Genomic DNA, 19921 nt, shown 5'->3' on the forward strand with positions numbered 1-19921 from the left:
CCCATTAATAGTGAGTTGCCAATTGCCACATCAAGGCGACCCGGTTCATAAAGAAAGGGGTTAAATCACGACGCCTCGAGGATCGATATGATCTCTACCGCGTTCTGGTCTTTAAGTGTTTTTACGGTCGGATCGTCGGTCCGCCCCTCGAGATCATTCAGATCAAGGTCACTTGTGACCGGAAACAGGTGCGGACGCAGACGCTGGGCAGCCTCTTCTTCGCTAGGACACTGCTCTGCTTCAAGATCGAGGGTCTGCTGCACGCCATCTTTATCCAGAAACGAAATGGTCCAGACTTTCATTAATATCTCCTCAACCAGGCCGCAAGCGGGCCTACCGAAATCGGACTTCGGTTTTTGCTTTTTCGTTCAACCTGTTTCGCAGCCGATGCTCCGTCTGGCCGGCAAAAAAAAGAGGCCGCGAGGGCCTCTTTTCATGCTGCTTTCCAGATTACGGCTTGGCGTCTTTGACCCCTGCCGTGTTGTCCAGCAGGCTCTTGGTCGCCGTCTGCAGGAAGCTGTCGAGCTTCTTGCGCAGCTCAGCCACGTCCGGCGCATCCGGAATCAACTCGGCATGGGGTTTGGTGCCCAGGGTGTAGGCATAGATCTTGGGTTCCATCTCCTTGGGTTCGATCAGGATGCGATCACCGGTGACGATGGCCACGGTCTGCTCGCTGCCCGAGGGCTTGATCACGCCGAAACCCTTATCGCCTTCGGGCAGGTTCAGCAGATCCCGGCCCCAGCACTGGTGCACGGTATCGCCACCGAGACGACCCATGATGGTCGGCACGATATCGATCTGCGTCCCGACGATGCTGCTGCGGGTGCCGAATTTTTCCTGGATGCCCGGCGCGATCATCAGCATGGGTACGTTGAAACGGCCCAGGTCCATCTCAGTGATTTGCTGGTTATTGCCGAAGCCGTGGTCACCGACGACGATGAACAGGGTGTCCTTGTAGTAGGGCTCTTTCTTAGCCTTTTCGAAGAACTGGCCCAACGACCAATCGGAGTAACGCATGGCGGTCAGGTGTTCATCCAGCGAGCCGTGCCCGGTCACGCGCTCAACCGGCAAGTTGGTCGGCAAGGCATAAGGCGTGTGGTTCGAGAGCGTCTGCAGCAACGCGTAGAACGGACGGCCCTGGCCTTCACGGGCTTTGAGTTCCTGCGCGCCGCGATCAAACATGTCTTGGTCGGACACGCCCCACGTCGGGTCGGAGAACACCGGATTGACGAAGTCATTACGCCCGATGAAGTTGGTCATGCCTTGGTTGCTGAAGAAGCCTGACTGGTTGTCCCAGGCAAAGTCACCGTTGTAGACATACACGTCGTCGTATTTACGCGCGCCGCTGAGCAGCTGCGGCAAGCCAGACAGCTTGTGGCTGCCTTCCGGCGTCTGCATCAGGTACTCGAAACCTGGCAGGTTCGGGAAACACGCCATGGTCGCGAACATGCCCTGGTGGGTGTGCGTGCCGTTTGAGAAGAAGCGGTCGAACAGCAGACCTTCTTTGGACAGCTTGTCGAAGTACGGCGTGATGTTGGATTCGTCACCCAGCGCACCGACCGAATGGCCGGCGAAGCTCTCCATCAGGATCACCACAACGTTCTTGATCGGCAGGGTTTTGTCGGCTGGCGGCGAGAAGTTGCGACGCACCGCTGCAGTGTCGGGATCGACCAGCTTGTCGTTGGCGGTCATCAGCATGTCGCGCACGGTCTGTTGCGCCTGAGCGGTCGGCAACGTGCCCTTCCAGATGTTGTCACGATCTTCGGACATCCGGCTCTTGGCGGCTGCAATCAGAGTCAGCGTGCCATTGAGGCCCAAGGTGTTAGCAAAGTTGGATTCGGTGGTGTAAGCATCGCCCCAGCGCAACGGCGGACCTTGACGCAGCGTACCGCGAGCCGCCACAACAGCGATCAGCAAGCACACTACGAACACACCAACTCGGGTGTACCACGGCGCAACCTTGCGATTGCTGGCGGTGCCCAGATTGAAGCCACCGGCAGGACGCGTCAGGCGGTCCACGCCTTTGAACACCAGGCTCAGCAGCCAGGTGACCACGGCCCAGGCCAGCAGATAACGCACTACCGGGAAGCCATACCAAAGCATGCTGAGAACGGTTTTCGGGTCTTCTTTTACGTACTGGAAGACCAGACCGTTCAGGCGCTGGTGGAATTCTCGGTAGAAATCCATCTCCATTAGACCGAAGAAGGTCGTCAGGCTGGCGACCAATGTCAGCCAGAAACGGAAAACCCCGCGGGCCGCCATTAACCGCGCACTGAACAAGGCCAGCAACAGTGGGATGAGCAGGTAAACCACCAGACGCAAATCGAAGCGCAAGCCGTTGACGAAGGCCTCGATAAACGTCGAGGCCGGCGTTTCACCGATCCCTTCGCGGTTGTAGACCAGCAGCGCCACGCGCAACAGGGTGTACAGCACCATCAACACCAGACCGCTGAGCAGCGTGTAAGCCAGGTGTGATTTGACGGTAGGTTGCGGCGAGCGCGTCGGAGCGTCCGTTTTGGCCATGTGTTCTAGGATCCGTTGGATTCAGGTTGAAGTTCGAAAAGCATGTGCGCCCAGGCTAAGAACGCCGGTCGGGATCGCGGGTGGCAAATATTACGTGATCGCTCAGGGTTTACCACTGATGGGACTGATTCTTCATGGGCAGCCGCCTATTCGAACCGATTCCCACGCAGGGCAGCCTCGCCGAGCGGGGCGGATTTTTCAGCAAGCGGGGTGAAAATTCTGTTGATTGCCGGGGTGTTCAAACAATTGCTTACAAAGGGGTAAAGAGGCGCTGGGGCTCAGGCAAATGACTGCTCGTACAACCCAAGGGAATGCTGGATGGCCGCCAACACTTTCGGTGCGTGTTGCGCCAATGCGTCATTGGCCCTCAACGACTCCCGGGTAGCACGGTTTAGCCGCTGCAGCCGAGCACGGGGGTTTGGAATGTCGCAGCGCGACGCTAGCTCCAGGATCCCCAACTTGGAACCGAACAGGCTTTTGGAGCCGGCCAGCCTGAGAGCGAGGGAGTCGTCAGGCAGGTACGCGGTGGTGTTGACGATGTCGTACGCCGGCGCGAGGTGTGCATCACCGCCCAGCGGGTCGCGATACAAAATCCCGAAATTCTTCAGGTGAGCATCACCATTACCCACGATGCAGCTGAGCGCGACGATGTCGAAAAGCTGTTCAAGCGATCCCCGAACCTGGCTGGGCGCACAAAATAAGCGGACGGCCTTGGCGATGTTCTCGTAGCTCGAATCGTACTTTTGCTCAGTCCCCAGGCCCATCAGTACAGCCATGTCTTCGAAGCCAATGGGGCGCTGGTCCCCTTCCCTGTCGAAGCGGCGCATAACAAACAATTGGCGATTATCCGACAGATAAAATTCAGGCACTGGCATGCCCGCTCGCCGTGCCGCATCCATGCACAGAAATTCATTGATGGCCAATCCGGGAAACTCTTCTCGTCCGGATTTCACGATCAGCTCAGGCATCAACAGGGTTGCACGGTCGGCGGTCGATTCTGTCGTTTCAGGGACGATGACCTTTGGCTGCACTCCGGATATCCCGGTGCGCAGCAGATAGCTGTCCACCAGTTCACTGAACAAATCCCCGGCGCCCGTCCAGGAGAGAATCTGCGAGAGACTTTTTCCTTGAGGGGCACGCTCGTTGATGAGCATTTGGTCAATGGCAGCTGACTTGACGGAGATACGGCCAATCGGCGAGCCACTACCGGTCAATGCGATCAACAGCATCGGATTGATAGGGGTAGTTTTAGCCAGCCGATTGCGCAACCGTTCCAGCACGTACCCTTCTGGCAGGTTCATTTGAAAAACAGGATGAAGGTTGCGCGCGGTGAAAGCGGTGTCACGCAGTGGCATGGTGAGGCTGATTTGAGACTGCACGTCGCAATCCAGACCATAGCGGAATAAGTAATCACCCGCTTCGGTTGAGGACAGCTCGCCACTTTCTCCTTGAGGCGTAACGATGCGCACGCGATCAAGGGGTTTCATCGGAACACCTCATGCAGCTCTTCGAACACGGGGCGGCGCGCTGGCACGATGCTTATTTCTGTGTTCAGCGCCGCGAGCACCTTGGCGTATAGATGAATAGAAACGGTAAGGCTGCCCTTTTCAATTTCGGACAGCTTTTGCCGGGTCACGCCGGCCTCGGCAGACAACTGAATGAGAGTCTGACCTCTTGCATGACGCATGGAGGCAATTTGGCGTCCTAGGCGTTCAACGAGCAGCGAAGCGTCCATATGTTATGTCTACATTACTTCGATAGGTAAAAGGAGCGTAAACGTAACATGCGAGGTGCACAAGGGATGTTTCCTTTACATAACTTTGGAGTGTCATTGTTATGCAAACATAACATCCTAAATCGAATGTAGATCAGCGCTTCTGATGTAGCGAACCTATTCATCGCGCAAAAAAAAACGCCTGACTGCACAAGGCAGTCAAGCGTCGGATGTAACCGGGCAAATTGAACGCTAGATGCGAACGTTGCCTCGTGGACCTGCGATGGCCCAGATGATAAGCCCCAGCACCGGCAGCAGCACGATCAACAAAACCCAGAGGATCTTCATCCCGGTTTCGGCGCCGCTTTTCAATACGTTGATGATGGCCCAGATATCCAGAGCCAGAATGATCAGTCCGACCAGACCATTGAAGGTAGAACCCATGGTGTTGCTCCTAAAAGAGGCTTGCCCTGCTTAGGAAAGCGCCGCGTCACAAGGGTTCCGTGGGTCGGGTGGCATATTTTTCCGGTATGTGGGAGCAAGCTTGCTCGCGATGAGACCAGTCAATGCGCCGCATCAGCTGAAGCCTGATATCCAATCGCGAGCAAGCTCCTGCCCACCGGATATGTTTGTTGCAATACAGCGATCGGGGAATTCCTACAGCGACGCTGCACGCAACACTTCAAGCGCAGGCTCAATCGAAATCCCGATTGCCGCGCCTAGCTCAATGACCCGTGCCTGATCGCAGGCGTAAACCAGTACGGTTTGCAGCTCGTCATCCAGCGGGTGGCTGATGCTCATCAGCACATAACCGCCCACGTCCTTGTTCATGCTGCCCAACTGAATCTGAATCCGGTTCAGTGCCGTCAGAGGTTCGGTCTTGGCCAACTGTTTAGGCTTGATATTGAACGTCACGCCAGGCCCGAAAGACGCAATGATCTGCTCCAGCAAATCCATATAGGTATCGGCCTGAAACAACACGGTTTCCGGAAGGCTGCCAATGACTACCCACTCGCCCAGCGGGATGGGGAAGGTGTCGTCGTAGTTGATATCGGGATTGGCTGCCAGAAACGCCTGAGGCTCGGCGTAAGCCTGGGCGGCTTCGGCAGCGATGCTGTCGATTTCCTCGTCGCTCATGCAGCCGGAACTGATTTTGCTGATGAATTCGATGAGTTGAGCTTTCATGGCGATAAAGATCCGGGGCAAAAAAACAGGCGCGAAGAATAGCCGGAAATCCTTCGCGCCTCTACGGCATCACACGCCGAGCTTGGTCAACTGCTCCGCCGTTTCGGTAGCACCCATGGTTTGCGCCGCCATCAGAGGGGTCACGCCTTTGGCATCCTTTATATGGGGATTGGCGCCTTTGGAAATCAAATAATCCACAATGGCCGTGCGGTTGAACATAGCCGCCATCATCAACGCTGTACGTCCATCTGCCGCAGCGCCCTCTACCTCGGCACCCGCTTCAACCAGCAGACGCACGGTTTCAAGATCGCCCTTGAAAGCCGCACCCGCTATGGGGCTCTGGCCGTTGTCATTGCGGATTTCAGGGTCAGCCTTGTGCTTGAGCAGCACTTTCACCGCGTCCTGATGGCCATGGTAGCTGGCCAACATCAGCAAGGTGTCGCCTTTGTGATTGCGCAGGTTGGGGGTCAGGCCGTTTTCCAGCAATCGGTCGAGCATCGAGGCGTCGCCTGCGCGTGCACGGTCAAATACCTGTTCGGCAAACTCCAGCGCTTCGTCATCAGTCATGCGCGTGGCAGAACCTGCTGATTTAGAGTCGTCGGACATTCAGTGCTCCTTAAGCGCCCACGGGGCGCGATAATAATCGGTACGAGTTACAGACCCACATGATTGCAGGCAAGTTTCCACGGCAGGCGTGGACAATGCCAGTTGCCTCAAGGTACTGCCAAACGGGCGCACTAATAGGCTCCATAGAAAAACCCGTTTATCTGAATGACGCGGGATACGGGAACAATTCGTACAGACAAATGAAATAAAACCGACAAATCGAGGTCAGAAGCTCCGACACCCTTCTAATTCCCCGCACAAAATCTCCAACTCCCGCCTTACTCTTCCCGCAATTTGCAGTGCCCTTGATGGCCGTTCATGCAATATGCACGAATATGAAAAATCTGTGATTCCATAAGTGGCTGTTTTTAAACGATTTTATCTGCTAACAAATACTGGCACAGTCACTGCACTAGTACTACCAACGCTTGAATCCTTGAGCAATGGAGCCGCTAGACATGACTTTTATCCAAGAGAAATTCTCGTCCGTATTTTCCGAATTCGAAGTCACCACCCAGCCGCGTCCCGATGGTGGTGTCCTGCTTTCTCTGCGCAACAGCGAAGGTAAGCAAACCCGCCGTTCGGTCTCGTACGCTCAACTGCATACTCCTGTGCAACTGGAATGGGTCATCAGCGCGATTCGTCGTGACCTGGCTGCTCAAGCAAGTGAACTGCCGGCTATCTCGATGCTGCAAAGCCAGCATCGATTCGATCTGCCGACATATCACACCCGCTAATTGCTCCACCGTTTCGCAACACTGCTGTGCTTTGCCTCCCCTTATTCACCCGATCTGGTACCGCGAACGCCTCAGGGCATTCGCGGTTTTTTTTGCCTGATGATTTCGGTAGGCGCACCTTCGGTTACTGAATCAGGCCACGGCAGAGCGCCTCACCAACCGCCTGGGCGCGGTTCAGCACACCAAGCTTGGCGTAAATGCTTTTGAAATGATGCTTGATCGTCGATTCCGACACCTCCTTGATCAACCCGATTTCCCAAGCCGTCTTGCCATGTCTGGCCCATTGAAGTATCTCCACCTCCTTTGTCGTCAATGGTCTGTTGTGCATATGCCTGCCATTTCCGGCCACGTGCAGCATGGGCACCAGACTGGTCAACAGATACCGGTCGCTATGGCTCAGCGGTTGCGCCATTGCATTGAGCGAACAGACCGTCACCACGCCGTTTTCAGGCCGGCTTTCGCTGGAGTACGCGTAGGAATACCCAGGTAAAAGGTCGCAATTTTCGACGACCGACATGTAGGCGGACGAAGGTGGGTAGGCATCAAACGCATCAAGCCAATCCACAAAGCCCTTCGATTGCCGGTAATAACGCATGACCGGGTCCTCGAGCATCAACCGGCCCTGGCAGTAGAGATCCTTCCAACACCCGTCGACATTGGAAGTGATGCAACTGAGCAGTACACCGTTTCGATACTGATAAAGCATTGACCGTTCGCAACCACACTCGTCTCTTAGCCACTCCAGCGCATTGGCAATGGCTGAGTCCCCGTCCCTGCCCGAGATGCTCGTCACCATCTGATGTATCAACGGGTCCAACATACCCGCATTGATATTTTTCATTTCCCCTCCTTAAACCCCTGGATGTGTCGTCCTGTTGGCGCTTGTTATTTTCAGGAATACAGCTCGTCGATATGGCCGCTCGAGGCATTTGTGTGCCAGCCAAAAACAACGGATCACGACGACGCCGCAGCAGCAGCCGGGATCCGACAGACGCAGGGTTACACAGTCGATGGGGGTTAAACATAAAGGGGAAAACAAACAGGCATCACTGACCGGGAAACAAGCCGCTTCCCACAGGACTACAAAAATTTGCTTACATCTTTACTGATTTTCTTACAAAAACGGCCAACGCGCTGCAGTTGACCGTTTCGTAGCGGTACGCACGTCCCAATTAATTGCACGCCTGAAATGAACACAGACCGGATCGGCTTCAGTCCTCCAACTGCGGGAAACGACCAGCGATGTCATCACCGGTAAAGTGCGCGATTGCGCCCTCTGGTTTGTTGAACAGGCGGATGGCAACAAGATGGGGATGCTCACCCATGTCGAACCAGCGGCTGGTTCCTGCAGGGACCGAGATCAGATCGTTCTTTTCGCACTGCACTGCGTAGATGAAATCACCAATGTGCAGGGTAAACAGCCCTCGGCCAGCGACGAAGAATCGTACTTCATCGGCGGCATGCTGATGCTCGTCGACAAACCTGACACGGGATTCAGCCTTTTGCGGGTCATCTCGATTCACACTGAGCACATCGAACGTGACATGGCCGCGTTGGGTCATCAACCCGTCGATCTGCTCGCGGTAGGCGCTGATCACTTCTTCATGACTGACGCCCGGTTTCATCGGCGTGGCGGCTTGCAATCGATCAAACCCAACGCCTTGTTCAGCAAGCGTCGACGCGATGTCCTCAAAGTGGGTCAGTACTTTGTTGGGTTGCTCAGGGGATGACACGTGGTAAACGAACAGTATGCTCATGGAGTAATCCTCGATTCAGTCAACGGCCACCGGCCCTGTGCAAGGTCGCAGGTTTAGGTCAGGCAGTTTCATTTTTCATGCGGGTCGCACACACGAAGGCGGCTACCAGTGCCGCGATGCTGGCGATGCTGAAGGTCCAGCCGGCCCCGAGCGCGTTCCAGCTGTAACCTGAATACAGCGCACCCAACGCGCCGCCGGTGCCAGCCAGTGCAGCATAAAGCGCTTGCCCCTGCCCTTGCTGCTGTGGTCCGAAGCTGCGTTGCACGAAATGAATGGCAGCGGCATGAAAACTGCCGAATGTGGCGGCGTGCAACAGCTGAGCGACGATCAACAACGACAGGTGCTCGGCAAAGTTGCCCATGAGCAACCAGCGCACGGCGGCCAGAATAAAGCTGGTCATCAGCACCTGTTTAACCGAGAAGCGCTGAAGTAAACGACTCATGGCCATGAACATCAACACTTCGGCGACGACACCCACCGCCCATAACATGCCGATCAACCCGCGGCTGTAGCCCAGTCGCTCAAGGTGCAGTGTGAGGAAGGTGTAATACGGGCCGTGACTCAATTGCATCAACCCGACACTGGCATAAAAAGCCAGCACACCAGGACGCGTGAGTTGCTTGAGAAATCCGCCAGCCTGAGAACGAACGCTCGATGCAGAGGGCTGCGCGTTAGGCACCCACCAGCTGCTGGCGACAATCCCCAGCATGATAAACAGCAGTGCTTGCGGGTAGGCATCCAGGCTGAACCACTCGAACAGCCTGCCCAGCGCCACCACGGTCAGGATGAAGCCAATCGACCCCCACAGCCGGATCTGGCTATAGCGCGAAGTCTGGCCCTGCAAATGCGCCAGGGTGATCACTTCAAACTGCGGCAGCACGGCGTGCCAGAAGAAGGCGTGCAAGGCCATGACCATCGCCAGCCAGGCGTAGCTCTTGTCGAACAGGATCAGTGAAAACGTCGCCAGCGTGCAGACCGCGCCAAAGCGCACAATCGCCAGCCGGCGCCCGGTGTAATCGCCCAGCCAGCCCCAGATATTGGGCGCGATACAGCGCATCAGCATCGGTATCGCTACCAGCTCGCCAATGCGCGCACTGGAAAATCCGAGGTGATCGAAATACAACGCCAGAAACGGCGCCGTCGACCCGAGCAAGGCGAAATAGAAAAGATAGAAGCTGGACAGTCGCCAGTAGGGAACCGCTGCCAAGGTCAGGACGCCCTGGCAACGTGATCCGGATCGGGCATTACAGCTGGCCCAGGACCGGCGTGGTCACGCGCACATCGGCGTTTTGCCCCCGATGACGCAGAAGATGATCCAGCAACACGATCGCCATCATCGCTTCGGCTATTGGCGTGGCGCGAATGCCGACGCAGGGATCATGCCGACCTTTGGTAATCACATCGACCGGGTTGCCGTGGACATCGATGGAGCGGCCCGGCGTGGTGATGCTGGACGTGGGCTTGAGGGCTAAATGCACGACAATCGGCTGGCCCGAAGAAATGCCGCCGAGAATCCCGCCAGCATTGTTTGAAACGAAGCCTTCCGGGGTCAGCTCGTCGCGATGTTCAGTACCGCGCTGGGCAACGCAGGCGAAACCCGCGCCGATTTCCACGCCCTTGACGGCATTGATGCTCATCATCGCGTGGGCCAGTTCGGCGTCGAGACGGTCAAAAATCGGCTCGCCCAGGCCCGGCATCACGCCTTCGGCCACTACTGTGATCTTGGCGCCAACCGAATCCTGATCGCGGCGCAGCTGATCCATATAGGTCTCAAGCTCAGGCACTTTGTCCGGATCGGGACTGAAAAACGCGTTCTGCTCGACCGAATCCCAGGTTTTGAACGGGATTTCAATCGGACCCAACTGGCTCATGTAGCCGCGAACGCTGATGCCCAGGCTAGCGAGGTACTTTTTGGCGATAGCCCCGGCGGCAACGCGCATGGCGGTTTCCCGCGCAGAACTGCGACCGCCGCCGCGATAATCGCGAACGCCGTATTTGTGGTGATAGGTGTAATCGGCATGGGCCGGGCGGAACAGGTCCTGGATCGCGGAGTAATCCTTGGACTTCTGGTCGGTATTACGGATCAGCAGACCAATGGAGCTGCCCGTGGTCTTGCCTTCGAACACGCCGGAAACAATTTCGACTTCGTCGGCTTCCTGGCGTTGGGTGGTGTGGCGGCTGGTACCGGGTTTGCGCCGATCCAGATCGCGCTGTAAGTCTTCCAGCGACAGCGCCAGGCCCGGCGGACAGCCATCGACGATTGCAACCAGTGCCGCGCCGTGGCTTTCGCCCGCGGTGGTGACAGTGAACAGCTTGCCGTAGGTATTGCCGGACATGCGGGACGCTCCGAAAAATCGATCAAAAACTCAAGCGCGCCAGTATACGCAGGCTGCTCGTGTAGTTCATCCTCGAACCTTATTGGATTGGCTGCGTCCAATCGGCACTCTTCACATGGTGGCTTTCCGATGTTACGTAGTATGTCCCTGATTCGCGCCCTCCTGCCCCTGCGAGCAATCATCTTGGTCCTGACCGTGTTTACCAGTGTCGCCTATGCTGGCACGCCGGTCGTTTTGCAGCGTCCCATCAGCCTGCAGACGGCCACCGGCGAACTGTTTGGCACGCTGTTGCTACCCAAATCGCCCAACCCGGTGCCTGTGGTGCTGATCATCGCAGGCTCCGGCCCCACCGATCGCGATGGCAATAACTTCGACGGCGGACGCAACGACAGCCTCAAACGCCTGGCAGTGATTCTGGCCAGACATAACATCGCCAGCGTGCGTTACGACAAGCGTGGCGTGGCGGCGAGCAAACCGGCAACACCGGACGAACGCGATCTGAGCATCGAAAAATACGTGGCGGACGCCCAAGCCTGGGGTCAGAAACTCAAGGCAGACCCGCGTCTGGGCAAGCTGATCATCCTGGGTCATAGCGAAGGCGCGCTGGTCGCAGCCCTCGCTGCGGAACAAGCCGGCGCGTCGGCGGTGATATCGGTGGCGGGCACTGGCCGTCCGGTCGATCAGGTGATTCGCGAACAGCTGCGGTATCAACTGCCCCCTCCGTTGCTGGCCCGCAGCGAGCAGTTGATCGAAGAAATGAAGGCCGGCAAGACCGACGATAACGTCCCGCCGCCGCTGGACGTGGTGTTTCGTCTCAGTGTTCAGCCGTACCTGATCTCGCTGTTCCGGCAAAAGCCAGCTACGGCTTTCGGCCAATTGAAGGTGCCAACCCTGATCGTACAGGGCCGCAACGACATGCAGGTGGGTGTCGGCGATGCTGAACTGCTGCACCAGGCCAAGCCTGATTCCGACATCGCCATCATCGACGGCATGAACCACGTCATGCGCATCGTGCCCAACGACGTCAAGCGCCAACTGGCGTCCTATAAGGATCCGCAGCTGCCGCTGGCCAGTGAATTGTCCGACCGTATTCTGAAATTCATCAACGGACTGCCCGCAGCCTGAGGCGGGGATCAGCCACAGTATTTGCCCTTCAGATTGAAGCGAAACGGCCGATAGCGAGTTGCTGGCATTGTGTTGCCGCGCAATGTCGAGAACAGGATCGCCGTGATGACAGACACTCCTAGCCTGGCCGGGCCCGTTGAAACACCTGCAACCACCGAGGGCGAAGTGCCCGCACCGGTGCTGTGGGAGGACGTCCATGCCGAACATTTTCTGATGCTGCGCCTGGCCCCGTTGCCGATTGACCGGGCGACCGGCGCGCGGCCGCTGCGTTTCGCGCAGTTTGGCCATGCCGAGCGCAACAGCAAGGAGTTCAGCCTGCTGCGCATGAGCTATCAGTTGCCCGGGCAGAAAACCCGTAAAGAACAAAACCAGCTGGACCTTTGGGTCGATCACGCCAATCGGGTGGTGCGCGTCGGCCCCGAATCAGGCCTGCAGATCGAACCGTACAACCGTGGGCTTGGGCGTTTCATGCTGGCCCAAGGCATCTTGTGGGCGCAAAAACGTTGGTCAGAATACAAGGTGGAAGGCACAGCCCTGGCCAATAAAGACGCGCTGCAGGAAGACACGCGGATGCGCCGCGATCACTTCCTCAAAACCCAGGGTTTTGAAGTCGTCTACGCAGACGCCCAGCATCTGAAGGGCAGCGTGAAGGACGTCAAGGTCGGCAATCTGAATAACAGCTGGAACACCGAAAAGGTGCAGATCGTCACCATGCTCGATGCCGCGCAGATGCTGCAACAGGCCGAACAGAAGCTTGTCGAGCAGGAAGTGACGATCAAAAAACATGAAGAAAAGGTCAACCAATATCGTCGCGAAGACAGCGGACTGCGCTTTACCATCGCGTGCCTGGTGACGTTCGCGGTATTTCAGGCGGGGTTATTGATCTGGATTGCGACGCATCGGTAGCCCCCCAAACCTGTTGGAGCGAGGCTTGCCCGCGAAGCTGCTGCCTCCTTTTGCCTGACACCCCGCGCTGTGAGCTTCGCGGGCAAGCCTCGCTCCAACAGGGTTCCGCTGAAAACCTAAATCCGCGAAGCAAACAGCGCCTGATGCTCACGGCACTGCTCGGCAGTCAGCATGAACACGCCATGCCCGCCACGCTGGAACTCCAGCCAGGCGAATTCGACTTCGGGGTACAGCGCTTCGACGTGAATCTGACTGTTGCCTACTTCAACGATCAGCAGGCCCTTTTCGGTCAAGTGATCGGCCGCCTGACTGAGCATCCGCCGTACCAGATTCAACCCGTCATCACCGCAGGCCAGCGCCAGCTCAGGTTCATGCTGGTATTCATCGGGCATGTCGGCAAAATCTTCGGCGTCGACATAAGGCGGGTTGGACACGATCAAGTCGAAGCGCTGGCCGGGCAAGCCGTCGAATCCATCACCCTGAACGGTATAAACATGGGCATCGGCGCCATGCCGTTCGATGTTCTGATTGGCCACTTCCAGTGCTTCAAACGACAAGTCCGCCAGCACCACTTCGGCGTCCGGGAACACGTCGGCGCAGGCGATACCGATGCAACCGGAACCGGTGCACAGATCGAGAATCCGCGCAGGATCAGCCGCCAACCAAGGCTCGAAACGATTTTCGATTAGCTCACCAATAGGCGAGCGCGGAATCAACACACGCTCATCGACGATGAACGACATCCCGCAGAACCAGGCTTCGCGCAGTAGATAGGCAGTGGGCACGCGCTCGTCGATGCGACGCTTGATCAGGCGTTGTACCTGAACCAGTTCGTCCTCTTCGAGGTTGCAATCCAGATAGCTGTCAGCGATTTCCCACGGCAAGTGCAGCGCACCCAATACCAACTGACGGGCTTCGTCCCACGCGTTGTCGGTGCCATGGCCATGAAACAGATCTTCCCCGTGGAAACGGCTGACGGCCCAACGGATATGATCGCGCAGGGTGCGCAGGCGGGAAGTGATCACGGCAGACTCCTTGAAAAAACGACGGGCGATTCTAGCAGCCATCCACGCAACAAACGATGCCCGTGTGTACTGGCTAAACGCCGAGGAAAACTTTCCCAATCTTTCCCTGAATTTGCAGGCAATATGACAGCAATCGCGACCTGCTCGACGGCTTTGAGCACGGCAAAAAGTTCAGCGTGAAGCGAGGCCTGTGAGCATTGCGATTCACAGAATCGCTCTGCCAGTGGACAATGTGGCAAAAGCCCCACTCGAAGGAGCCCCAGATGTCTGTTTCAAACTCCGGTCAAAAGACCATGTTTCAACTCAGTGGCCGTGGTTACGCGGCGGCTACTTTGAGCAATGCCACGTTGATCATCATCGATGCCCAGAAAGAGTACCTCAGCGGCCCATTGGCGCTGACCGGTGTCCACGAAGCCATCGCCAATATCGTCCAATTGGTTGCCGCTGCCCGCGCCGCCAAATGCAAGATCATCCACGTGCGCCATCTCGGCACTGTGGGCGGCATGTTTGACCCGCAAGGTCCGCGCGGCGAGTTCGTCCCGGAGCTGCTGCCCCAAGGCGATGAAACCGTGGTCGAAAAACGCCTGCCCAACGCCTTCAACGGAACTGGCCTGCATGACCTGCTGCAAAGCTTCGGTCATCTGGACCTGGTGGTCTGCGGTTTCATGAGCCATTCGAGCATCAGCACCACCGTGCGTGCGGCCAAGGATTACGGCTACCGATGCACGCTGGTTGAAGATGCCTGCGCCACCCGCGATCTGCCTACACCCAACGGCGTGATCAAGGCCGAAGTGGTGCAACAGACCGAGATGGCAATCATGGCCGATAACTTCGCCACACTTGCCACGACCAAAGAGCTGATCTAGACCCTATAGCTGATGCAGTGCTAGTTCGTCAGGGGCTGACCACGCGTTGAACGCGCTGATCGCTTGCCGCCGTCGCCAAAGACAGCCCCTGAAAGCAGCAGCCTGCAACACCGAGTTCGCCGAACCTGGGGCAGGAGAGAAAGCGTGACACATGTCACATTACCGCCTATCCGTTTAGCTCTCGTGTTTGCTGTAGAAACCTGACCAAATGGGAACCACCCCTGCATACGCTGGTCAGAGCGCCGATACCCATAGAGGAAATCGGAATGAAAATATCCGATGGTTTTGATGCCCGCCGCCTGCGCCCAAAAGGCCAGAGCAATTGGCGGATGCGCTTGGCCGCAGCGTTTGCTGCCGTGCTTGCAACGTTCGGCGTACTGCTGGCGATGGCCGGAGTCGCCAGCCTGATCGGCCACCCTCCTGCCCTGGGTGAACTCAATACCAGTCCGGCCGGTGCGGCTGTCAGCATTGTGTTCGGCCTGTTGTTTTTGTATGTCGGTGTCTGGATGTGGCGTCGCAGCCGTCGTCGCCGTCGCAGCTCCGGCGGTTTGAACATGTCCCCGCATCTGATGAAAAAGCACGACTGAGCTACCCTCCTCCTCTCTTTATCTCGTTGAGCGGTTTTAGTCGCGCCGATCATGGCGTGACTTGGTTAAACTGGCGGCCTTCGCGGAGGTCATCATGCAAGACGACGATTTTTCCCTGTTTCGTAACGAGACCCGTGGCGTAAAGCCGATCAAGGTCGAATACGCCGACACGGGTAAACCCAAACCCGACCGTAAAAACCTGGCCAAACTGCGCCAGGCGGCGACTGTGCGCACCGGTTCGGTCACGGTTGACGGCTTATCCGATCAGTTTGTGATCGATGTCGGCCCCGAAGACGCGCTCAATTGGGTCCGCGACGGGGTTCAGGAAGGCCAGATGCGCAAGCTCAAGCTGGGCCAGATCAGCTTCGAAGGGAGCCTGGATTTGCACGGCATGAGCGTTGAACTGGCGCGGGAAACCATGTGGGAGTTTTTGGCCGAGGCCACCAAGCTGGAAATCCGCTGCGTGCGCATCACACATGGCAAGGCGGTGCGCCTGGATGGCAAACGGCCGATGATCAAAAGCCACGTCAACACGTGGCTTCGTCAACATCCGCAGGTACTGGGCTTCACGTCATGCCTGCCCAAACACGGCGGCACCGGCGCGGTGTACGTAATACTCAAACGCACGATGATGGAAGGGCGCGACGAGTAACGGTCAATTTCTGGAAGCGATACTCGTTGGAACCTTGTTGTTCGCTGTGGAAGCGTTCGCTGTAGGAGCTGCCGAGCACCGCGAGGCTGCGAGGCGCAACTCCTGACACACCGCAATCGCAGCCTCCCGTTGGTCGGCAGCTCCTACAGAATCAGGATCACACCGACTCACGCGCTGTTGCACCCATTGCCTGCTTTTGCGCTGGCTTGCGCTCCTGACCTTGGCGCAAGCGCGAGGCCGCAATCGCGGCGATCACCAACACCACCGCAATCACCTTCATGCCGTTCATGGCATTGCCGGTGCTCTGCTCGATCAAACCCATGACCGACGGCCCTACGAATCCGCCCAGCAGGCCGCACGAGTTCACAAAACCCAGGCCGCCCGCCAGTGCCGCGCCTTTAAGCCGTGATGCCGGGTACAGAAAGATGATCGACTGCACGACAAAGAACATCACCGCCGAAATGCAGAAACCCAGCAGGCTGATCATCGGCCCCGCAAGCGATGCAATGCCCAACCCCGCCGCCATGGTCAGCAGCCCCGTGACCAGAATCCGTCGCGAGCGCTGCGGTGTGCTGGCAAATTTAGGCAGCACAATCGCGCCGATGGCTGCCGCCAGCCAGGGCAGTGAGGTCAGCAAGCCGATCTGCAATGTCGTCAGGCTGCCGTACTTGCCGATGATGCCCGGCAGAAAAAAGATCACCGTGTAGACCGTAATCTGATGGCAGAAGTAAACGAAGATCGCCAACAGGATTTGCGGCGTCAGGCATTGCTTCAGCGCACCGCCATGGCCTGCGCCCTCCTCGGCCTCCGTCGCCAGGCGGCGCTCGATCTGCTGGGCCTCTTCAGCGCTCAGCCACGGTGCCTTGCTTGGGCGGTCCGGCAATTTTTTCCACACGACAATGGCGAAGAACACCGCCGGCAAGCCTTCGAGCATGAACATCCACTGCCAGCCGCGCCAGCCCCAGACCCCGTCCAGTTGCATCAGCGCCGCACCCAGCGGGCCGCCGATGATGTTGGCAAAGCACACACCCAGCAGGAAATATCCAGTGGCGCGCGCCCGTTGTTCACGCCCGAACCAGTAAGTCAGGTACAGCATCACGCCCGGGAACAGCCCCGCCTCGGCAATGCCCAACAGCAGGCGCAGCACGTAAAACGAGGTTTCGCCTTGCACGAAGGCCATGGCCGCAGAAATCAAACCCCAGGTGACCATGATCCGGGCGATCCAGAACCGCGCGCCGACCTTGTGCATGATCAGATTGCTCGGCACTTCGGACAGCGCATAAGTCAGGAAAAAAAGCCCGGCGCCCAACCCGTAGGCCGCCGCCGAAATCCCCAGGTCGATATCCAGTTGATGCTTTGCCAGCGCGATATTGGTCCGGTCGAGAAAGCTCAAGACGTAGGCTGCAATCAGCAGCGGCATCAGTTTGACGAACATCAGTTTGTTCAGCGTCGCTGTGTCTCGGGGTGCAGAAGGCGCTTCGAGCGTTTTTGTCATTGTCATTGCACGAACCTCTTGTTGTCGGCATCAGTTGAAAGGCCAGGCGACAGAGGTCCCCCGGCCATGAGGGTTAAAGGCTCGGCTGCGGTTGCAACGCAACGGGCCGGTGGGAGAACAGTTGCAGAAAGGCGCCCGCCAACGCGCAACCGGCCATGACGAAGAAGCACACGGTGTAGCCGCTCAGGCTCGTCCAGCCGCCACCCATGGCAATCAACCCACCCATCAACACCGGGGCGACACCGCCGCCGATGAACATGGCGGTGGTGATGATGCCGTTGGCGGTGGAAGTCGCTGAGGGCTGCGCCGAATCGGACGCGACCGCGTAGTAGATTGGCCACACCGCATTTGCCACCAGGCCGAATAGCAACTGCACGACCACGATGATCGTCGTGGTGTTGGCGAAGTAGAACGCGCCGACGCTGGCCGCCATCCACAGCCCGCAGATAATCAGCGTGACGCGCCGCCCTATGATGTCCGACAGCGACGGCCAGACCAGTTGGCCGAGAATGCCTGTCAGGGCGAACACCACGCTCATGGCCGCCGATTCGGCCAGTGACAGGTGCAGGATGTTGTACAAATAGGCCGGCAGGACAATGTTCACGCCCATGTACACCACTTGCGTGAGCATCGTGTTGCCTGCGGTCAGCGCAATGTTACGGTCGCTGATCGTGGCCTTGAACATCTTCCAGGCCTGACCTTTGGTGTTCGCAGACGGCGTGCTGTCGGGCGCGGTCATGCCTTTGGCGGCGATATCCACATACAAAGCGGTGATGCGCTCGGCAGTGGAGTAACGCGACCAGAAAATCATCAACGGCAGCGCAACGACGAAGGCGAAGAAAAACACGTAGCGCCAGTTGTCTTCACCGAAGGTGGTGATCACGAAGCTGGCGACGATGCCGCTCAACAGCGCGCCGATCGGATACCCGGTGTGGTGCGCGCCCAGCGCAAAGCCGCGACGCTCCACCGGCCACCACTCGGCGGTATTGCTCACGCCCACCGGTTCTCCCCAGCCCGCGCCGAGGTTGACGCCCACGCGCAAGGCGATGAACGATGCCAGATGGCCGCTCAAAAACTTAAAGCCCGACAGGAATGAAATGAAGGTGTAGCCCAACACGAGTGGCACTTGAAACCGCGCCCGTTTCCAGCCACCCCCGTAGCGGTCGCTCCAGACCGAACCCGGAATATCCAGCACCGCCAGCGCCAGCATGACCACGGTCGCCGTCGTGCCCCATTGATCGGCCGACAGATCGAAATGCTTGGAAATGGTCGGCCCAAGACGCAGCACAATCTCACGGTCGTAGGCGTTGAGGATCCAGATCATCCAGCAGACCAGCAACGACACCCAGGAATAGCGGTGAATCTTGCCCAACGATGCTTTCTTATTATTTTGCATGAGGGTCTCCAGGCGTGCCGCACACGCCCAATCGAGAGAGGGTTCAGTCGTCCCTAACAGTCACGTTCAATGTTTCAGCTGGCGAAACGTTTTTCGGCCACGCCCTGCACGCCCAGTCCGGTGATCGCGAACAGCGCGCCGCGCTGCTGGCCGTCTTCGGGGAAGCGTGGCAGCGGCGGTTTGGCCATGGACGTGACGAACAGGGTGTCCAGGTTCGGGCCGCCAAAGGCCAGGCTGGTGACCTTCTTCACCGGCATGTCGATGACTCGATCAACCTGGCCGTCGGGGGTGTACCGCACCAACTTGCCGGCGTACACCAAGGCCTGCCACAGGCATCCTTCGGCATCTACGGTGCAGCCATCCGCTGCCCCGCCGCCGCTGGTGTCGACCTTGGCGAAGGTGCGCCTATTGCTTACCGCGCCTGTCGCGTTGTCGTAGTCATAGGCCCAGATCTCGCCGGACCAGGTGTCGACAAAATAGAAGGTTTCGCCATTGGGGCTCCAGCACGGGCCGTTGGAACAAATGATGCCTTCGTCCAACGTGTGCAGGCTCAGGTCCGGATCGAGGCGATACAGCTTGGCGCTGGCCTCCTCTTCCAGAGTATCCATGGAGCCGAAGACGAAGCGGCCATGACGATCAACTTTGCCGTCGTTGAGCCGATTGTTCGGCCGACCCGGCTCGGGATCGATGATCAGTTGCAGATCACCCGTGGGCAGATCCAGGTTGTACACGCCGTTTTGCAGAGCGACGATGGCCGCGTCGCCATCTTTGCGCAGGGCCATGGAGCCAATTTTCTGCCCCACATCCCAGGCGCGCAGTTCCCGCCCGTCATCGGTGCAGCGCAGGACGCGGCCATCGAAGCTGTCGATCCAGTACAACCGCTGTTGCTCGACATCCCACACCGGGCCTTCGCCCAGCGTGGTTTTTACGTCGACAACGATTTCGATACGCATGTTTTCACCCCTGTCTTGTTGTTATGGGAGATAACCGAATGCCGGGCTCGATCCGGCG

General features: G+C 57.9%; 21 protein-coding genes. 6 read left to right on the forward strand and 15 right to left on the reverse strand.

What is annotated here, in order from left to right; all coding sequences use genetic code 11:
• Positions 1–65 precede the first annotated feature (65 nt).
• The 7 genes from ACWKWM_RS09390 to ACWKWM_RS09420 all read right to left on the reverse strand — a co-directional run bounded on the left by ACWKWM_RS09390 (position 66) and on the right by ACWKWM_RS09420 (position 6028).
• Complete coding sequence (locus ACWKWM_RS09390) at positions 66–302, reverse strand: hypothetical protein (RefSeq protein WP_483845880.1); 237 nt, start codon at positions 300–302, stop codon at positions 66–68.
• A gap of 148 nt (positions 303–450) precedes the next feature.
• Entirely contained in the window at positions 451–2523 is a 2073-nt protein-coding gene (locus tag ACWKWM_RS09395; RefSeq protein ID WP_483845881.1) for an LTA synthase family protein, read from the reverse strand.
• A gap of 278 nt (positions 2524–2801) precedes the next feature.
• A complete protein-coding gene (locus ACWKWM_RS09400; protein WP_483845882.1) occupies positions 2802–4010 on the reverse strand; it encodes a type II toxin-antitoxin system HipA family toxin in 1209 nt (402 codons plus the stop codon).
• Positions 4007–4258, reverse strand: a complete 252-nt coding sequence (locus tag ACWKWM_RS09405) for a helix-turn-helix domain-containing protein (RefSeq protein ID WP_483845883.1) — start codon at positions 4256–4258, stop codon at positions 4007–4009. The genes ACWKWM_RS09400 and ACWKWM_RS09405 overlap by 4 nt, the downstream gene beginning before the upstream one ends.
• A gap of 231 nt (positions 4259–4489) precedes the next feature.
• The gene (locus tag ACWKWM_RS09410) at positions 4490–4681 is read right to left on the reverse strand and encodes a PLDc N-terminal domain-containing protein (RefSeq protein ID WP_024688144.1); all 192 of its coding nucleotides are present in this window, start codon (positions 4679–4681) and stop codon (positions 4490–4492) included.
• Between the two features lie 213 nt (positions 4682–4894).
• Positions 4895–5422: a hypothetical protein gene (locus ACWKWM_RS09415; protein WP_483845884.1), complete on the reverse strand. Its 528-nt coding sequence runs from the start codon at positions 5420–5422 to the stop codon at positions 4895–4897.
• Positions 5423–5491: 69 nt separating this feature from the next.
• Positions 5492–6028: an ankyrin repeat domain-containing protein gene (locus ACWKWM_RS09420; protein WP_483845885.1), complete on the reverse strand. Its 537-nt coding sequence runs from the start codon at positions 6026–6028 to the stop codon at positions 5492–5494.
• Positions 6029–6486: 458 nt separating this feature from the next.
• Between ACWKWM_RS09420 and ACWKWM_RS09425 the strand changes: the two genes are divergently transcribed.
• On the forward strand, positions 6487–6765 hold the full coding sequence (locus ACWKWM_RS09425) for a DUF3509 domain-containing protein (RefSeq protein ID WP_483845886.1): 279 nt from the start codon (positions 6487–6489) through the stop codon (positions 6763–6765).
• A gap of 124 nt (positions 6766–6889) precedes the next feature.
• Here ACWKWM_RS09425 and ACWKWM_RS09430 read toward each other — a convergent pair whose 3' ends face one another.
• The 4 genes from ACWKWM_RS09430 to aroC form a co-directional block, all read right to left on the reverse strand.
• A complete protein-coding gene (locus tag ACWKWM_RS09430) occupies positions 6890–7606 on the reverse strand; it encodes a helix-turn-helix transcriptional regulator (protein ID WP_483845887.1) in 717 nt (238 codons plus the stop codon).
• Between the two features lie 370 nt (positions 7607–7976).
• Positions 7977–8522, reverse strand: coding sequence for a 1,2-dihydroxy-3-keto-5-methylthiopentene dioxygenase (locus ACWKWM_RS09435; protein ID WP_483845888.1), 546 nt, complete (start codon positions 8520–8522; stop codon positions 7977–7979).
• A gap of 58 nt (positions 8523–8580) precedes the next feature.
• Complete coding sequence (locus tag ACWKWM_RS09440; RefSeq protein ID WP_483845889.1) at positions 8581–9729, reverse strand: MFS transporter; 1149 nt, start codon at positions 9727–9729, stop codon at positions 8581–8583.
• Between the two features lie 37 nt (positions 9730–9766).
• Complete coding sequence (aroC, locus tag ACWKWM_RS09445) at positions 9767–10858, reverse strand: chorismate synthase (protein ID WP_483845890.1); 1092 nt, start codon at positions 10856–10858, stop codon at positions 9767–9769.
• Positions 10859–10939: 81 nt separating this feature from the next.
• On the opposite strand from aroC, the gene ACWKWM_RS09450 reads away from it, so the two are divergent.
• Positions 10940–11983 carry an alpha/beta hydrolase gene (locus ACWKWM_RS09450; RefSeq protein ID WP_483846056.1) on the forward strand — a complete coding sequence of 348 codons (1044 nt, stop codon included), beginning with the start codon at positions 10940–10942 and terminating at the stop codon, positions 11981–11983.
• Positions 11984–12088: 105 nt separating this feature from the next.
• A complete protein-coding gene (locus ACWKWM_RS09455; RefSeq protein WP_483845891.1) occupies positions 12089–12889 on the forward strand; it encodes a hypothetical protein in 801 nt (266 codons plus the stop codon).
• A gap of 116 nt (positions 12890–13005) precedes the next feature.
• Here the strand turns inward: ACWKWM_RS09455 and prmB are convergent, their stop codons facing one another.
• Positions 13006–13914, reverse strand: coding sequence for a 50S ribosomal protein L3 N(5)-glutamine methyltransferase (gene prmB / locus ACWKWM_RS09460; protein ID WP_483845892.1), 909 nt, complete (start codon positions 13912–13914; stop codon positions 13006–13008).
• Positions 13915–14177: 263 nt separating this feature from the next.
• On the opposite strand from prmB, the gene ACWKWM_RS09465 reads away from it, so the two are divergent.
• The 3 genes from ACWKWM_RS09465 to ACWKWM_RS09475 all read left to right on the forward strand — a co-directional run bounded on the left by ACWKWM_RS09465 (position 14178) and on the right by ACWKWM_RS09475 (position 16019).
• Complete coding sequence (locus ACWKWM_RS09465) at positions 14178–14780, forward strand: cysteine hydrolase family protein (RefSeq protein ID WP_483845893.1); 603 nt, start codon at positions 14178–14180, stop codon at positions 14778–14780.
• Positions 14781–15046: 266 nt separating this feature from the next.
• Positions 15047–15367: a hypothetical protein gene (locus ACWKWM_RS09470; RefSeq protein ID WP_483845894.1), complete on the forward strand. Its 321-nt coding sequence runs from the start codon at positions 15047–15049 to the stop codon at positions 15365–15367.
• Between the two features lie 94 nt (positions 15368–15461).
• A complete protein-coding gene (locus ACWKWM_RS09475) occupies positions 15462–16019 on the forward strand; it encodes a Smr/MutS family protein (protein WP_483845895.1) in 558 nt (185 codons plus the stop codon).
• A 157-nt stretch (positions 16020–16176) separates the two neighbouring features.
• On the opposite strand, the gene ACWKWM_RS09480 is transcribed toward ACWKWM_RS09475, so the two are convergent.
• The 3 genes from ACWKWM_RS09480 to ACWKWM_RS09490 all read right to left on the reverse strand — a co-directional run bounded on the left by ACWKWM_RS09480 (position 16177) and on the right by ACWKWM_RS09490 (position 19863).
• Positions 16177–17514: an MFS transporter gene (locus ACWKWM_RS09480; protein WP_483846057.1), complete on the reverse strand. Its 1338-nt coding sequence runs from the start codon at positions 17512–17514 to the stop codon at positions 16177–16179.
• A gap of 73 nt (positions 17515–17587) precedes the next feature.
• Positions 17588–18910 carry an MFS transporter gene (locus ACWKWM_RS09485; protein WP_483845896.1) on the reverse strand — a complete coding sequence of 441 codons (1323 nt, stop codon included), beginning with the start codon at positions 18908–18910 and terminating at the stop codon, positions 17588–17590.
• A 74-nt stretch (positions 18911–18984) separates the two neighbouring features.
• Positions 18985–19863 carry an SMP-30/gluconolactonase/LRE family protein gene (locus ACWKWM_RS09490; protein ID WP_483845897.1) on the reverse strand — a complete coding sequence of 293 codons (879 nt, stop codon included), beginning with the start codon at positions 19861–19863 and terminating at the stop codon, positions 18985–18987.
• Between the last annotated feature and the right edge of the window lie 58 nt (positions 19864–19921).

The organism is Pseudomonas rosaeacicularis (genome assembly GCF_057128745.1).

What these genes read in the sequence shown, in the direction of transcription:
- ACWKWM_RS09390 (WP_483845880.1), bottom strand. Translation starts at nt 302, where the DNA reads ATGAAAGTCTGGACCATTTCGTTTCTGGATAAAGATGGCGTGCAGCAG.
- ACWKWM_RS09395 (WP_483845881.1), bottom strand. Translation starts at nt 2,523, where the DNA reads ATGGCCAAAACGGACGCTCCGACGCGCTCGCCGCAACCTACCGTCAAA.
- ACWKWM_RS09400 (WP_483845882.1), bottom strand. Translation starts at nt 4,010, where the DNA reads ATGAAACCCCTTGATCGCGTGCGCATCGTTACGCCTCAAGGAGAAAGT.
- ACWKWM_RS09405 (WP_483845883.1), bottom strand. Translation starts at nt 4,258, where the DNA reads ATGGACGCTTCGCTGCTCGTTGAACGCCTAGGACGCCAAATTGCCTCC.
- ACWKWM_RS09410 (WP_024688144.1), bottom strand. Translation starts at nt 4,681, where the DNA reads ATGGGTTCTACCTTCAATGGTCTGGTCGGACTGATCATTCTGGCTCTG.
- ACWKWM_RS09415 (WP_483845884.1), bottom strand. Translation starts at nt 5,422, where the DNA reads ATGAAAGCTCAACTCATCGAATTCATCAGCAAAATCAGTTCCGGCTGC.
- ACWKWM_RS09420 (WP_483845885.1), bottom strand. Translation starts at nt 6,028, where the DNA reads ATGTCCGACGACTCTAAATCAGCAGGTTCTGCCACGCGCATGACTGAT.
- ACWKWM_RS09425 (WP_483845886.1), top strand. Translation starts at nt 6,487, where the DNA reads ATGACTTTTATCCAAGAGAAATTCTCGTCCGTATTTTCCGAATTCGAA.
- ACWKWM_RS09430 (WP_483845887.1), bottom strand. Translation starts at nt 7,606, where the DNA reads ATGAAAAATATCAATGCGGGTATGTTGGACCCGTTGATACATCAGATG.
- ACWKWM_RS09435 (WP_483845888.1), bottom strand. Translation starts at nt 8,522, where the DNA reads ATGAGCATACTGTTCGTTTACCACGTGTCATCCCCTGAGCAACCCAAC.
- aroC (WP_483845890.1), bottom strand. Translation starts at nt 10,858, where the DNA reads ATGTCCGGCAATACCTACGGCAAGCTGTTCACTGTCACCACCGCGGGC.
- ACWKWM_RS09455 (WP_483845891.1), top strand. Translation starts at nt 12,089, where the DNA reads ATGACAGACACTCCTAGCCTGGCCGGGCCCGTTGAAACACCTGCAACC.
- ACWKWM_RS09465 (WP_483845893.1), top strand. Translation starts at nt 14,178, where the DNA reads ATGTCTGTTTCAAACTCCGGTCAAAAGACCATGTTTCAACTCAGTGGC.
- ACWKWM_RS09470 (WP_483845894.1), top strand. Translation starts at nt 15,047, where the DNA reads ATGAAAATATCCGATGGTTTTGATGCCCGCCGCCTGCGCCCAAAAGGC.
- ACWKWM_RS09475 (WP_483845895.1), top strand. Translation starts at nt 15,462, where the DNA reads ATGCAAGACGACGATTTTTCCCTGTTTCGTAACGAGACCCGTGGCGTA.
- ACWKWM_RS09480 (WP_483846057.1), bottom strand. Translation starts at nt 17,514, where the DNA reads ATGACAAAAACGCTCGAAGCGCCTTCTGCACCCCGAGACACAGCGACG.
- ACWKWM_RS09485 (WP_483845896.1), bottom strand. Translation starts at nt 18,910, where the DNA reads ATGCAAAATAATAAGAAAGCATCGTTGGGCAAGATTCACCGCTATTCC.
- ACWKWM_RS09490 (WP_483845897.1), bottom strand. Translation starts at nt 19,863, where the DNA reads ATGCGTATCGAAATCGTTGTCGACGTAAAAACCACGCTGGGCGAAGGC.